This window comes from Campylobacter sp. IFREMER_LSEM_CL2194 (genome assembly GCF_025771685.1).
GTDB lineage: Bacteria > Campylobacterota > Campylobacteria > Campylobacterales > Campylobacteraceae > Campylobacter_D.
The window spans coordinates 33,841-47,215 of the sequence record NZ_JAKMQS010000008.1 but is presented as its reverse complement, the minus strand read 5'-3'; the positions used below and the strand labels follow the sequence as shown (position 1 = coordinate 47,215).

Below are 13,375 nucleotides of genomic sequence, written 5' to 3'. Positions count from 1 at the left end.
AAGGAGACAAAATGAAAAATGATATGAAATTAAGAAGTCCACAAGAAGTCATGTCTTTAGAAAGACTAGGCTCTATGCACTCATCTAGACTTAGTTTTACTAGAACTTTGATGAGGAAAATTGCTCAAGAAAAATGGGTATTAAAAAATATTTTATGGGATTTAGATGATAAAGGATTTGGTGATGTAATATATCAAGTTAGAACACCTCATGGAATATATCATCTTGTTATATTTGCTAATTATATAAAAGATGAAGAAAGAAATGATAGGGTTATAGCAAATAAGTGGGATGTTACTTTTACTTTTGTAAATGGAGAGATTGATAGTGGGTTATTGACTGTTTTAAAAGAAAATGTTCCACTGCAAGAAGCTGGTAGAAATTTTAACAATGCTTTTGTTTTAGCAAGGGCTAATAAAAGTGTAAGAATTTTTGAATATATTGTTAATTCTTTAGCTAATGGAAAACAACCTGATTTAGATGAACTAGCTAAAGTTGGTTATATATTAAGAACCACAGCTGTATATGGAAGTGGAAAATTTGGAATTTCTGATTTTGATAATCTGCAAAAAAATGGAGATTTTTCTCAGTCATTTTCTGCTGAAATGTGCGCTGTTTATATTGTAAGGCAATTTAGTTTAGATTGGGTAAATTATATAGCCAAACAGCGTGGTGGAGATAAAGCTGTAGAACTTGATAGAGATATTCAAAGATATTTAGGTGTGGGAAATGCTACTGGACTTGGTATGGCTCCTTATTTGATTAAACACCCAAAAGTTGTTGATAATTGGCTTTATCAAAGAGAATTAGCTTTGTCAAAAGTTATGCAACAAAAGCTTGATATGAGTAAGGCTAAAGAATTGATTGATTATTTAAAAAGAGCAAGTTTACATCTTAAAGAAATAACAACAATAGATTCAAGGCAAGATAATTTAAACAAAATAGCTTCAAGTGAGCTTTCTTATATAGTAAAAGAAATAAAAACAAAAATAAATGCTTCTATGGTTATTGAGGAATTTGTAGAATATACAAAAAAATATTCTTTGGAAGCACAAGAAATCGTACTTTCGTGTTTATTAGAACTGTATCCTGAATTAGTTGATATACACGATAAAATGATGACAATCGATGAAACTCCATTAGAACTTACTGGTGTTAAAATTTCTGAAATTAAAAATGTAATAGAGAAAAAATATGATTGGGCTTTAGGTATTAATTTTGAAAATCCTGAAAATAATTATTGGTTTTGGTATATATCTGAAGAAAAAGAAGAGCCTAGGCTTGGAGTAAGAGGTATTGATAATGGGGATGAACTAGAACAACCTTTAGATATTGCTAGGCAAGTGGTTAAATTTTACAATGTTTTAAAAAATCAGGATGATTATTTACATATAAGTAAATTTTTATTAGAAAACCCTTGTTTTACATCTATAGCTAGAAGAGTTTGGACTATGGGAAATTGTGTAATGGGTGATATAAGGGCTAATGTTTTAGCAAAAGACTTTTTGCCTATGCATCTTTTAAGAGCTAAATTGTCTATGTTTGGTGCAACAAAGTATGATCCAAGATCAGATAGATGGGTTCAAGTGACATTGTTTCAGAATGCACCTTTAATGGATGAAATTCATGCTAATGAGTGGATGTTTCCATTATTGCCAAAAAATAAGCATAGTGTTTGTGATTTATCTAATAATAATGTTTATGTTTCCAAAAACGAACTTAAAGCTGCTTGTATTAAAGCTTATAATGGATTAAAATTAAATCTTGGAGAAGCTGATTTAATTGCATCTATGGTTATTGACATGCAAATGGCTGGATTAAATGGATTGTCAAATTTTCTTAAAGCTGCGCCTTATTTAAAAAGCGACAATTTAGATATAACATTAAATATTACAAATGAGTATTTAAGTGTTGATCTTAATCATCATAGCATATTATGTCATATTCAAATTATTATTGCGTATGCGCTTGATTTTTTAAATCAATATAATTCTTTAAATATAAAAATTTCAAAATGTTATAATAGGTGTTTTGTGTATTCTCAGTTAAAAAGATTATCAAATAAAAATTTATATGTTAAAGCTTATTGGTATGACATAAAGCAATCTCAGTATGTGGAATACTTTATAAAAAATAATGAAGATTTTCCAGATATTTTAATGAAAAATATACCTTGTGATTTAGATGAAAGAGCGCTTTATATTGAAATTTCTAAAAATCCTTTAATCAGAAATGATGAGAACGTAAGTATTTCTCATGATATTATTGAAAAAAATTACGAAGAGAGTGTTCAAAAAGGCATCTTGTTACAAAAGAAAGAATGGGAGGAACTGTTGAAATATACAAAAGGAATTATGGTTCAATCTAGTGAGCAATCAAGAAAAGATGCTGGAGGTGTGGTTGAATCCTGATGTTTATGATATTGCAATATAATTATATTGCAATATCATGATATAGGAGTTAAAATTGAATTTAAAAAATATTTTTTTGATTGTTTGTTGTACGCTCAGTTTTGCTATAAATGCAAATGCGTTAAGTGAGGGTAAAGAGTATATTACTTTAAAAACACCTATCCCAAATGCACAAAATTCTCTAATAGAGGTATTTTCTTATCGTTGTATTCATTGTTACACTCATCATCAATTTCACACTTTAGCAAAGGTTAAAGAGGTTTTGCCAAATTTAAAATATGATCTTTTTTCGGTAAGTTCTATGAGTGAGTATGGTGGGGCTTTAAATGAGATGTTTGCTTTAGCTTCTTTTAAAGAAAAATCCTTAGGTTTGGATGTTGCTAGCGAAAAAAGTCTTACCTATAAGCTTGCTGATGTGTATTTTATAAGTCATTTTGAGCAAAAGTTAAATTTAAATAATCTTGATTTGTTTTATAAAATAGGTTTAAATGCTATCGGTTCTAGCAAAGAAGAATTGCAAAAATTTTTACAAACCAAAGAAGCCAAAGAGCTTTTAGCTGCTTATGATGTGGCTAATGAAATTTCAAGAAATTATGGCACACCTGCTTTTGTAGTAAATGGTAAATATCAAATCAATCCTGAATACATTACTTCTTTAGAAGAACTAATCCGTATAGTTAAAGAACTTTCAGTTAAATAATGCCTTTATTTTAAAGGTGTTATTGATCTTATAAAGGATAAGCATGAAAATTAAAAAAATCATCAGCTTAAGCTTGCTAGCTAGCATGGTTTTAGCGCCAAATTTAGCTTTAGCTGTAGGTGGAGTAAGCGGAGCTAAGATAGACTATCAAGTGCAAGGAAAAATTGGAGCTATAAAGCTCAATCCTTATGGTTTATCCCCGCTTAGTGCTGTGATTGTAGATGGAGGATATGAGTTAAGTGATGTGAGTGTGACTATAGTTCCAAAGCCAAATGGACAAACTATATCTTATAAGGTAAGTTCTAATAAAATTAAAACTTATGGAGGAATTCCTATTTTTGGACTTTATCCATCGTATTTAAACACAGTAAAAGTAAGCTATACTAAAAGTGCTTTTGGAAAAAGTGAAAAAGTAATAGATGAGGTATATAAAATAGCAACAGGTGGGGTAAATATAGAGCCAAGTGGAAGTCTTATGCAAAGAGGTGTGCCTTTTGAAAAAGTGGAAGTACTTAAAGTAGATAAAGAATTTGAAGATAGATTATATCTAGTAAATAATACTCCAGGAAAATACAGCGCAAAAAGCTCTCAAGCTATATGGAATAATCCAAGTGGTGGTGCTTTAGAATGGGATGAGGCTTCTAATGCCTTCATTGTCGATACAAAGGGTGAAATTCGTTGGTATTTAGATAATGATAAGCTAATGGATAAAAATAATATTTATAATCGTGGTATTATGATGGGCTTTAGGCAAAACTCAGATGGGGCATTAAGCTTTGGGTTTGGTCAAAGATATGTAAAATATGATTTAATGGGTAGAGAAATTTTTAACCGCATTTTACCTTCTTCTTATATAGATTTTTCTCACTCTATGAGTCAAATGCCAAATGGTAATTATCTTTTAAGAGTAGCTTTGGCTAATGTTAAGCGTCCTGATGGTAAAAATGTGCGCTCAGTGCGTGATGTGATAGTAGAAGTTGATAAAAATGGCAATGTGGTAGATGAGTGGAGGCTTTTTGAAATTTTAGATCCATATAGAGCTAATATTATCAAAGTTTTAGATCAAGGTGCGGTTTGTTTAAATGTAGATGTTTCAAAAGCGGGTAAAACTCTAAGCAATGAAGAATTAGCTAAAATGGATACAAGTGAAATTTTTGGGGATATAGCAGGCACTGGAGTAGGGCGTAACTGGGCTCATGTAAATAGTGTAGATTATGATCCAAGTGATGATAGCATTATCATTTCAAGTCGTCATCAAAGCGCTATTATAAAAATCGGCCGTGATAAAAAAGTAAAATGGATATTAGGAGCGCATAAGGGCTGGGGAGAAAAGTATAAAAAAGCACTTTTACAACCTATTGATAAAAATGGCAAAAATATAATTTGTGAAGATGATTATAGTAAATGTCCTGGTTATAAAAATATGGAAGGTGGCTTTGATTTTATATGGACACAACACACTGCTTTTAGAATAGATGAAAAATCTAATAAAAGATATATTTACATTACAGCTTTTGATAATGGCGATGCAAGAGCTATAACACAACCTGCTTTTGCTTCGATGAAATATTCAAGAGCGGTTGTATATAAAATAGATCAAAAAAATAAAACCGTAGAGCAAATTTGGGAATATGGCAAACAAAGAGGTAATAAATGGTTTTCGCCTATTACTTCTTTAGTTGAGTATTATAAAGATAAAAATTCTATTATGGTTTATAGTGCTAGTGCTGGTATGGCTTTTGATTTAAGCAAGGGTGTTGCTATAGGAGAACCAAAACCTGAAATAGATGAGTTTAAATGGGGAGCTAAAGAACCTTCAGTACAAATTCGCTTTAGTGGAGCAAGTACTGGTTATCAGGCTATGCCTATTGATTTAGAAAAAGCATTTAAATAAAAAAGGGCTTTAAAACAAGCCCTTTGATTTTATAAATATCCTGCACCTAAAGCTAAGAAATAACCCACTATACAAGAAACAATTACACCAATTAAACCTGGTAAGATAAAGCTGTGATTGATGACGAATTTACCTATTTTTGTAGTACCTGATCTATCAAATTGTATAGTTGCAAGATCGCTTGGATAGGTTGGTAAAATATAATATCCATAGCAAGCTGCTGCAAAAGCAATGATAATACCTGGTTCAACACCAATTCCTAATGCAAGTGGCACAAAAGCTGCAATTGCTGCTGCTTGAGAATTAACAAATTTAGAAATTAATAAAAGCATAACTGCATAAGTCCAAGGGTGTTCTATAACAATATTTCCTAAAGATTCTTTCATCATAGGAGTGTGTACTGCAAACATAGTATCTGCCATCCAAGAAATTCCAAAAACAGCTACTAAAGCTATCATACCTGATTTAAAAATTTCATTTTTTGCAATTTTGCTTGCATCAAGCTTAGTAAAGATGATAAGTGCTGCACCTGCTAAAAGCATAAACATTTGAATTACTGCAACCATATTCATAGGTTTAGTAACGCCTTTTGAGGTAAATTGTGGTCTAAGTTCTGGGAAGGCTCCAAGTATAGCCACTATTGCAATAGCACCTAAGAAAATCCACATAGCTACCCATTGAATAGTTGGAAGTTTTTGTCCAAGAAGAGTTTTGCTATCACCATAGATGTATTCTCTTTGTTCTGGATCTTTAATTCTAGCTTGAAATTCTTCATCTTTATCAAGATCTTTTCCTCTAAACCAAGAAAAAATTCCTATAGCTAAAACGCCCACTAAAGTAGAAGGTATAGTAATAGCAAGTAAATCTACATAGCCATCAAATCCTGCTAAAGGATGTTTGTTGATTTCTGGATTTAAAAGTAATGCGGTTAAACTTACAACAGCAACTGAAACAGGACTTGCTATAACTCCAAGTTGAGAAGAAATGCTAGAAGCAGCCATTGGTCTTTCTGGGCGTATGCCATTTTTAATAGCAATGTCATAAATAATAGGCATCATAGTATAAACAACATGTCCGGTTCCACAAAGCATGGTCAGAAAGCAAGTTACAAAAGGAGCTAAGATGGTTAAAAATTTAGGATTTTTTCTTAAAACTCTTTCTGCAATTTGCAACATTACATCTAAACCACCACTAGCTTGTAAAGTTGCGCTAGCAACAACAACAGCTAAGATGGTAAGCATAACATCAATAGAAGGTTTTCCAGGTGCTACAGCAAAACCAAAACTTAAAACTAATAAACCTATACCGCCTAACAAACCTAGAGCGATACCACCTTTTTTTGCCCCATAAAAAAGACAAATGAGAACTACGGCTAGTTGGATACTAAATTGAGTGCCTTCGCTAAGGCTAGTTAGCATTTCCATACTCTCTCCTTGTTTTTAAAATATGCGAGAGTATAGTGTAAGTTTTATTAATAGTAAATAAAATTTTTTCTTATTTAAATAAATATTTACCAATATTTTGAATTTGTTTGTCAAAATATTGGTTTTTTGCTTATTGGTAATTTTTTAAGATAGTAAAAAGAATTTTGCTGATTTTTTCAATAGAAGCTATTTCACATTTTTCATCTGTTGAGTGGGGGCTATGGATATTTGGGCCTATGGAGCAACATTCTAGTGGTTGTTTTTCACTTATAATACCACATTCTAAACCAGCATGTATAGTATAAAGCTTGGCGTTTGGATTTTCTTTTTTGAAATAACTTAGAATTTCTTCTCCGAAATTAGTATCTTTGTTGACCCAAGGCGGATAAAAATTTGCACTTGAAACTTCACAATTTTGCATTTTAAAATAAGTTAAGGTTTCAAATTCTATATTTTTAAGCTCTTGTAAATCATTCGACCTTGCAAAAAGTTCAAAATGAAATTTACCTTCTTTTTCATAAGCTAATGAAAGATTGATACTTGTTTGGACTAAATTTAATTGATGATTAAAAGTTCTAACACCTTGTGCAAAAGCATTGATAAGATTTAAAATGATTTGAGAATTTTTATAATATGTCCTTTTGATTTTACCTATATAATTCACTTTAAAATGATTATTTTCTTTTGGGGGATTTTTAAAAAATGCTATGATTTTAGCATGTTTTGGTATAGAGTTGATTCTCTCACCTGCGTTAAATTCGCAAAGCTCACCTTGGTTTTGAGTGATAAAATAACTTGCTTCTTTAATAGAAGATTTAATATTTTTAACAATATCAATCCCTGAATGCCCGCCTTTAAAATCAATTGCTTCTATTTCATAGCATTCACCTTCTTTTTCGTCTATTTCTAAGTTTAAACTAGCAAAAATATCCACACCGCCAGCACAACCTATAACAACTTCATCATCACTCTCATGATCTAAATTTAATAGTTTGTTTGAAATCAAAGCATGTGTAAGATTATTTGCTCCACAAAGGCCAACTTCCTCATCATTAGTAAAAAGACATTCGATATTTTCAAAGTCTTTTAAAGCTTGCATCATTAATGATACTCCTATGCCATTATCTGCACCCAAGCTCGAGTTTTTGGCCTTTAAATATCCATTTTCTTCATACATTTGTATATTAGGAGCCTCTCCCATGCAAACCATATCATAATGACTTTGTAAACAAATTTTAGGTTTTCCTTTATATGCATGGATATTACCCGCTTTATCAACGTTTACTCGGCAATTTTGACTTTTGGCAAAATCAATAAGAAAATTTTTTAATTCTTCAGTATGGAAACTACAATGAGGTATTTGAGTAATTTGTTTAAAATTTTGTATAATTTCTTGCATAAAATCTCCTTTTTGTTGTAATTATGGCATATTTTTATATAGATGAGGTTTAAATGAAAATTTCTAAAAAGCAAATTAAATTACTAATAACTTTACTAAAAGATCCAAAGAAATTTTTAATTGCACTTTTTTTATTTGCTTTTGCTTATATTTTAAATTATGATAGTGGCTCATACATTAATGCTAAAGTAAGTCGTGTAGTAGATGGGGATACTATTGAGGCTAAATTTGAAGATGAAAAACTTAAAATTAGACTTTTTGGTATAGATGCACCTGAAAGTGATCAAGCTTATGGAAAGATGGCTGCGCAATTTTTAAATGCAATTGTCTTGAATAAAGAAGTGGTTTTGAATGTAAAAGATGAGGATAAATATGGTAGAATTTTAGCCATTGTGTATTTAAATGATAAAGATATCAATCAAGTTATGGTTAAAAATGGTTTTGCTTGGGCTTATGAACATTATAGTGATTTATATGTAAATGAGCAAAATTATGCCAAAGAAAATAAAAAAGGCTTATGGGTAGATGAAAATCCTATAGAGCCTTACAAATGGCGTAAACAAATAAGATTAAAATAGGAAAAGAGATGTTTAAAAAAATATTTTTCATTGGATTTTTAGCATTATTTTTTGGTGGTTGTTTTGCAAATGAAAGAGGAATTTCAAACCGCTTTTATGATGATTGTAAAGAATATTATGATGCAAGCGGGACTTACCATAAAGAATGCTCAAAGAATTGGGTGGATTTACCTTTAACTCCCGATTCCTTTTAAAACAGCATTTAATTCCTCTGGAGTAGCATCTTGCTTGGAGGTTTCTTGTTGGTTTTGACTGCTAGAGCTTGTGCTTTGACTTTGTTTTAATTTAAATATATGATCATCTGTGGTGATTACTTGAAAAGATGCATCGAAAATTTTAATATCATTTACAAAGCCAACTACTTTAACCTCTCTTTTTCTTGAATCATCGCTAAATAGAGCGCTTGCTTCAAGATTTAAAACATCTCCAACTTTTAAAGGCGCATAAAAAAAGCTTCTTGAGCCTATTAAGACGCTAAATTCTTTATTGATTGCAGCTTGAGCTATATAATTTGCCGCGTTAAATACAAAACCACTATGCACTAATCCTAGCTCATCTACTGCCATATCATGGGTTGTGATTAAGATACCTTTAGCAAAGTTTTTTTCTATATGAGAAATGCTTCCTGCTAAAGCATTATTTATCCCTGGACAAGTGATAAGTTCTGATTTAATGCGATTTAATTCTTCAGGGTCTATTAGCTCTTCTATAGTAACAGCACTTACTGTTCTTGCCATTTTTACACCTTTAATTTAACATAAACTCTTTTTGGTGCTTCATAGCCTTCACAAGTTAAATTTGAGTCATTTTCGTCTAAAAATTGATCTAAAGAATAAGAATCAATCCATTGCGTTTTTCTTTGTTCTTCAAAATCAGTTTGTTTAGTTGCTATAACTTCAAATTCACTAAATCCAGCTCTATAACACCAATTTCTTAAACCCAATATCGACGGAATGAAAAAAATATTTGGTATTTTTGAATAAGTTTTTTGAGGGATAAGTGCAATTTCTCTTTCATCTTCTATATACATAGTATCTAAAAAGACTATACCATCTTTATTTAAAGATTGCTTGAGTTGTTTTAGCATGGCTATAGGATCACTGCGATGATAAATTACGCCAAGACAAAAAATCACATCAAATTTTATGCCATAATTTGGTACATCAGCCACGCCTAAAAGCTCATATTGTATAGGAGTTTTTGCAATAGAGTTTAAAAGTAAAAATTGCAAATAATACTTAATAGAAGGATCAAAACCTATGAGTTTTGAAGGATTAAATTCAAGCATTTTAAACATATAATAACCATTATTACAACCAATATCCGCAACCACTTTGCCTTTGATTTCTTGCATATAAGGCTTTAATATGTTAAATTTAATAAAACTTTGCCACTCTGTATCTATGAACAAATCATTGATTTTAAAAGGTCCTTTGCGCCAAGGTTTTAATTCTAAGGCAATGTCCTTAATCTCATTATCTAAACTTTTATCGCAAAAAATATCAAAACTTTCGTTTATAAGATAATTTGAGTTTTGAACTTTTGTGCCAAGTTTTTGAATTTTTTCATATAAAGGATGTTTTAAAACTTGCTTTAATAAAGCATTATCTTGCATATTTTTCCTTAAAAAACTCCCTTATTTGGGAGTTTTATTATTGAAGTAGGCTTGCTAGTTTAGTTTGTAGCATTACATTTGAGTGAGCATTTGCAAATAAAAATGCATTTTCTTTTAGGTAATTTGCATTAAAATCATTAATATTTTGCGCTAAGTCATTATTTTGCAATTTACTTTCAGCTTCTTTAGTGTTAATGCTAGTTTGCAAAGATGAGTTGATATTAGAATGGATAGCATTAATCCCAGCACCAATATCTGCGCGTAAAGAACCTACTTGATCTTGAAAATCGCGAATTCCATCTTGGTTTTCAAGGCTTAAGTTTGCCGTGCTTGGTTGATTTAAATTGATACTTTCAACCCCAGATCCAACAACAAAATCCATACTTTGGAAAACATTTTTTCCATTAAAAGTTGCATTTGAAAATGCATCATTGATTGAGCTGATGAGTTTATTTGCTTCGGTATTTAGCATACTTTTTTGTCTATCATTTAATGCAGCACTATTTGAGCGTACTGAAAGTTCATTAAGTCTATCTGCAGTAGCTGAGATATTATTTAGCGCTGAGTCTGCAATTTGCAAAACACCCACTGAGTCATAAGCGTTTAAAATACCTTGATCTATAGTGCTATACTGACTTCTTAAAGAATCAGCTATGGCTAAATTTGCCCCATCACTCCCGTCTATAGCACGCATTGTGGCTATATTTTCTAAAGCTTTTTCTTGGCTTTTTTGAGCTTGATTTAAGTAATGGTTTTGTTGAGTTGTTCCTATGTCGCCTATTTTCATCTTTGACTCCTTTTAAAGACTTATTTTATTATATCATTTTTTTGTTTTAAAATTTAAAAAAAATAAAATTACTTGTGATAACATGATAATTTTCATCACAACTTCACTTGCACCATGAATTTTTATAAATTCTTGAGTCTTAGTTGCTTCTTCTCCTAAGTTTTGTGCTTCTAAAACATAAGCAGTGAAGTAAAATACAAAAAGCAAACTTAGTGCCAAAATGATTAAAGAAAGCATGAATTTTGAAAAATTTATTTTAAAAGTTAAATTTTTATCCTTAAATGAGAAAATTTCCATTAAAACAGATAAAACACTCACACCTAGTAAAACATAACCAAATTGCACAAAAATGTGTGTCATTAAAAGTCCACTTTGAAAATGAGTTAAAACTCCTTCGCCTATGAATTTAGCAGGATAAAATATAGTCGGAGCTAAAAGTACGCCTATGCTAATTTCAATCCCAATTAAACTTGCTAGTAAAAATAAATATATTGATTTCATTATTTTCTCCTATAAAAAGATAATTATAGTCTAATTTTTTAAATTCCACGCAACAAAGGCTCTATCAAATCCATTATAATCTTGATAAAAAGTAGCTTTAAAATCATTTTCTTCTAAAATTTTATTTAAAATTGCTTTTTGATCATAACCAAATTCACATGCTAAGACTTTTGTGTTATGATTTTTGGCAAAAAGGATAATTTTATGTAAAATTTCCCAACCTTTATCCCCGCCAAATAAAGCATTATGCGGTTCATTTTGCACCCATTTATCTAAAGGATAGTCATTTTTAATATAAGGTGGATTGGAAAAAATAAAGTCAAAATTTCCTTGCATATTTTTAAAATCACAAAGTTGAAAATCAATTAAATTTGAAACATTATGAAAATCTGCATTTTTTTTAGCAAGTTCCAATGCTTTTGGATTGATATCGCAAGCTTGTATAAAAATTTGCTTTAACTTTGCTAGAGAGATGCTTAAAATTCCACTCCCAAAGCCAATTTCAAGTATATTTTTAAAAGAGTTATGATCTAAAATTTCTAAGCATCTTTCAAGTAATATTTCACTATCAAAACGCGGTATTAAAACCCCTTTTTCAATAAAAAAATCTAAACCATAAAACTGTGTTTTTTGAAATAAATACTCAAAAGGCTCGCCATTTAAAAATTTATCTACGTATTCTAAAAAAACTTTTTCATTGATTTGAAATTCAGGATTTAAAAAAATCCAAGCCTTATCTTTTTGTAAAAGCTCACAAAGAATAAAAAGTATATATTCTTTGTGAGTAGAATCTTTTGCGTAAGCTTGCTTTAAGGCCTGTTTGATTGAAATCATTGCAAAGCTTTGATTCTATCGTAAATACAAGGATGACTTAGATGAAAGAAAGTATAAATTTTACTTGTTTTAACAAAGGCTTTATTTTCTTTTGCTAAGGCTATGAGGGCATTTTTCATATCTTCTTTAGAGCTTAGTTTTGCTCCATGTAAGTCAGCATTAAATTCATTTTTTTGACTCATTTTATTAAGTAGCGGGGAGATAATAAAAGTAAAAATATTTCCAAAAATCAATAAAAGCGCAAAAACTCCAGCATTTACTCCATCTAAATGACTTTCAATATAAAAAAAGCTTGGTAAATGTGCAAAGATAAAAAATAAAGCAAAAAGCATCAAAGCACTAGAAAATAACATTTTTAGTAAATCTTTATGCACAAAATGTCCTAGCTCATGACCTAAAACAGCAATGAGTTCTTTTTCTTTTAAAGCATTTAAAAGTGTATCAAAAAGCACCACTCTTTTGCTTTTAAATAAACCGCCAAAATAAGCATTTAATCTTTTATCCCTTTTACTTGCATCAATAACATAAACACCATTTGCACTAAAGCCACATTTTTGCATTAAATTGGTGATTTTTTCTAATAAATTTTCATCTTCGAGTTTTTTCATTTTATTAAACATAGGTGCAATAAGTGTAGGGTAGATGAGATTTATAATAAGTATGATTATAAAGCTTAAAGCAAAAGCAACGATCCACCAGTATGTGCTAAAAAATTCAAAGCAAAATACTAAAGCATAGATGATTAAAAAGCCAAAAATAAGCATTAGGGCTAAAGATTTAATGTTGTCTTTAATAAAAAGTACTAAAGTCATATTTGAAAATCCGTGTTTTTTATCTTTTATAAAGCTTTCGTAATAACTAAGTGGTAAATTTAAAATACTAATAATCAATGAAAATGCAAGTAAAAATAAAGTATTTTCTAAAGTAGAATTTTCTTTTATAAAAATTTCTTTTAAATACAAAAAACCAAAGCCAATCCAAGAAATATTAATTATCAGATTATAAAGATTAGAAAAGATTTTGTATTTTTCATTTTCTATAGCGATATTTGCAGCATTTTTATAATCATGCTCATTTAAAATAATTGCTTGCTTTTCTCTTTCTTTTTTTAAAAATGCAATTTGCATATAAGATATAAAAACCAAAAAGGCCGTGTAAATACATAAAATAGATATTAAAGTCATAGTTTTTCCTTAAATAAATTTGAGTAATTTTATCTTATTTAAAATATA

13 protein-coding genes are annotated in these 13,375 nt (G+C 29.9%); 5 read left to right on the top strand and 8 right to left on the bottom strand.

Annotation, left to right across the window (positions count from 1 at the left end):
• Positions 1–11: 11 nt before the first annotated feature.
• The 3 genes from L8V79_RS05445 to L8V79_RS05435 are packed head-to-tail and all read left to right on the top strand — an operon-like array spanning position 12 to position 5,005.
• On the top strand, positions 12–2,411 hold the full coding sequence (locus L8V79_RS05445; protein ID WP_263702794.1) for a DUF3726 domain-containing protein: 2,400 nt from the start codon (positions 12–14) through the stop codon (positions 2,409–2,411).
• A 55-nt stretch (positions 2,412–2,466) separates the two neighbouring features.
• Positions 2,467–3,111 (top strand): thiol:disulfide interchange protein DsbA/DsbL, encoded by a 645-nt coding sequence (locus L8V79_RS05440; protein ID WP_263702793.1) that lies wholly within the window; start codon positions 2,467–2,469, stop codon positions 3,109–3,111.
• A 43-nt stretch (positions 3,112–3,154) separates the two neighbouring features.
• Entirely contained in the window at positions 3,155–5,005 is a 1,851-nt protein-coding gene (locus L8V79_RS05435) for an aryl-sulfate sulfotransferase (protein WP_263702792.1), read from the top strand.
• 29 nt (positions 5,006–5,034) lie between these two features.
• On the opposite strand, the gene L8V79_RS05430 is transcribed toward L8V79_RS05435, so the two are convergent.
• Entirely contained in the window at positions 5,035–6,429 is a 1,395-nt protein-coding gene (locus L8V79_RS05430) for an anaerobic C4-dicarboxylate transporter (RefSeq protein ID WP_263663985.1), read from the bottom strand.
• A 130-nt stretch (positions 6,430–6,559) separates the two neighbouring features.
• A complete protein-coding gene (locus tag L8V79_RS05425) occupies positions 6,560–7,828 on the bottom strand; it encodes a M20/M25/M40 family metallo-hydrolase (protein WP_263702791.1) in 1,269 nt (422 codons plus the stop codon).
• 53 nt (positions 7,829–7,881) lie between these two features.
• Between L8V79_RS05425 and L8V79_RS05420 the strand changes: the two genes are divergently transcribed.
• Together L8V79_RS05420 and L8V79_RS05415 are read left to right on the top strand one after the other, a co-directional pair.
• Positions 7,882–8,406, top strand: coding sequence for a thermonuclease family protein (locus tag L8V79_RS05420; protein ID WP_263702790.1), 525 nt, complete (start codon positions 7,882–7,884; stop codon positions 8,404–8,406).
• An 8-nt stretch (positions 8,407–8,414) separates the two neighbouring features.
• Entirely contained in the window at positions 8,415–8,600 is a 186-nt protein-coding gene (locus tag L8V79_RS05415) for a hypothetical protein (protein WP_263702789.1), read from the top strand.
• Here L8V79_RS05415 and L8V79_RS05410 read toward each other — a convergent pair.
• Genes L8V79_RS05410 through L8V79_RS05385 form a run of 6 tightly spaced genes read right to left on the bottom strand, consistent with a single transcriptional unit; the run spans position 8,580 to position 13,327 of the window.
• The gene (locus tag L8V79_RS05410; protein WP_263683024.1) at positions 8,580–9,143 is read right to left on the bottom strand and encodes a hypothetical protein; all 564 of its coding nucleotides are present in this window, start codon (positions 9,141–9,143) and stop codon (positions 8,580–8,582) included. The two genes, L8V79_RS05415 and L8V79_RS05410, sit on opposite strands and share 21 nt — an antisense overlap.
• A 2-nt stretch (positions 9,144–9,145) precedes the next feature.
• The gene (gene cmoB / locus L8V79_RS05405; RefSeq protein ID WP_263702788.1) at positions 9,146–10,021 is read right to left on the bottom strand and encodes a tRNA 5-methoxyuridine(34)/uridine 5-oxyacetic acid(34) synthase CmoB; all 876 of its coding nucleotides are present in this window, start codon (positions 10,019–10,021) and stop codon (positions 9,146–9,148) included.
• A 37-nt stretch (positions 10,022–10,058) separates the two neighbouring features.
• The gene (locus tag L8V79_RS05400) at positions 10,059–10,808 is read right to left on the bottom strand and encodes a flagellin (RefSeq protein WP_263702787.1); all 750 of its coding nucleotides are present in this window, start codon (positions 10,806–10,808) and stop codon (positions 10,059–10,061) included.
• 33 nt (positions 10,809–10,841) lie between these two features.
• Positions 10,842–11,309: a DUF4149 domain-containing protein gene (locus L8V79_RS05395; protein WP_263702786.1), complete on the bottom strand. Its 468-nt coding sequence runs from the start codon at positions 11,307–11,309 to the stop codon at positions 10,842–10,844.
• 30 nt (positions 11,310–11,339) lie between these two features.
• Complete coding sequence (locus L8V79_RS05390) at positions 11,340–12,140, bottom strand: HemK/PrmC family methyltransferase (protein WP_263702832.1); 801 nt, start codon at positions 12,138–12,140, stop codon at positions 11,340–11,342.
• Positions 12,140–13,327, bottom strand: a complete 1,188-nt coding sequence (locus L8V79_RS05385) for a M48 family metallopeptidase (RefSeq protein ID WP_263702785.1) — start codon at positions 13,325–13,327, stop codon at positions 12,140–12,142. The genes L8V79_RS05390 and L8V79_RS05385 overlap by 1 nt, the downstream gene beginning before the upstream one ends.
• Positions 13,328–13,375 lie beyond the last annotated feature (48 nt).

Excerpts from the sequence above, each read along its gene's own strand:
- L8V79_RS05420 (WP_263702790.1), top strand. The coding sequence starts at position 7,882 with ATGAAAATTTCTAAAAAGCAAATTAAATTACTAATAACTTTACTAAAA.
- L8V79_RS05415 (WP_263702789.1), top strand. The coding sequence starts at position 8,415 with ATGTTTAAAAAAATATTTTTCATTGGATTTTTAGCATTATTTTTTGGT.
- L8V79_RS05445 (WP_263702794.1), top strand. The coding sequence starts at position 12 with ATGAAAAATGATATGAAATTAAGAAGTCCACAAGAAGTCATGTCTTTA.
- L8V79_RS05435 (WP_263702792.1), top strand. The coding sequence starts at position 3,155 with ATGAAAATTAAAAAAATCATCAGCTTAAGCTTGCTAGCTAGCATGGTT.
- L8V79_RS05430 (WP_263663985.1), bottom strand. The coding sequence starts at position 6,429 with ATGGAAATGCTAACTAGCCTTAGCGAAGGCACTCAATTTAGTATCCAA.
- L8V79_RS05395 (WP_263702786.1), bottom strand. The coding sequence starts at position 11,309 with ATGAAATCAATATATTTATTTTTACTAGCAAGTTTAATTGGGATTGAA.
- L8V79_RS05385 (WP_263702785.1), bottom strand. The coding sequence starts at position 13,327 with ATGACTTTAATATCTATTTTATGTATTTACACGGCCTTTTTGGTTTTT.
- cmoB (WP_263702788.1), bottom strand. The coding sequence starts at position 10,021 with ATGCAAGATAATGCTTTATTAAAGCAAGTTTTAAAACATCCTTTATAT.
- L8V79_RS05425 (WP_263702791.1), bottom strand. The coding sequence starts at position 7,828 with ATGCAAGAAATTATACAAAATTTTAAACAAATTACTCAAATACCTCAT.
- L8V79_RS05400 (WP_263702787.1), bottom strand. The coding sequence starts at position 10,808 with ATGAAAATAGGCGACATAGGAACAACTCAACAAAACCATTACTTAAAT.
- L8V79_RS05410 (WP_263683024.1), bottom strand. The coding sequence starts at position 9,143 with ATGGCAAGAACAGTAAGTGCTGTTACTATAGAAGAGCTAATAGACCCT.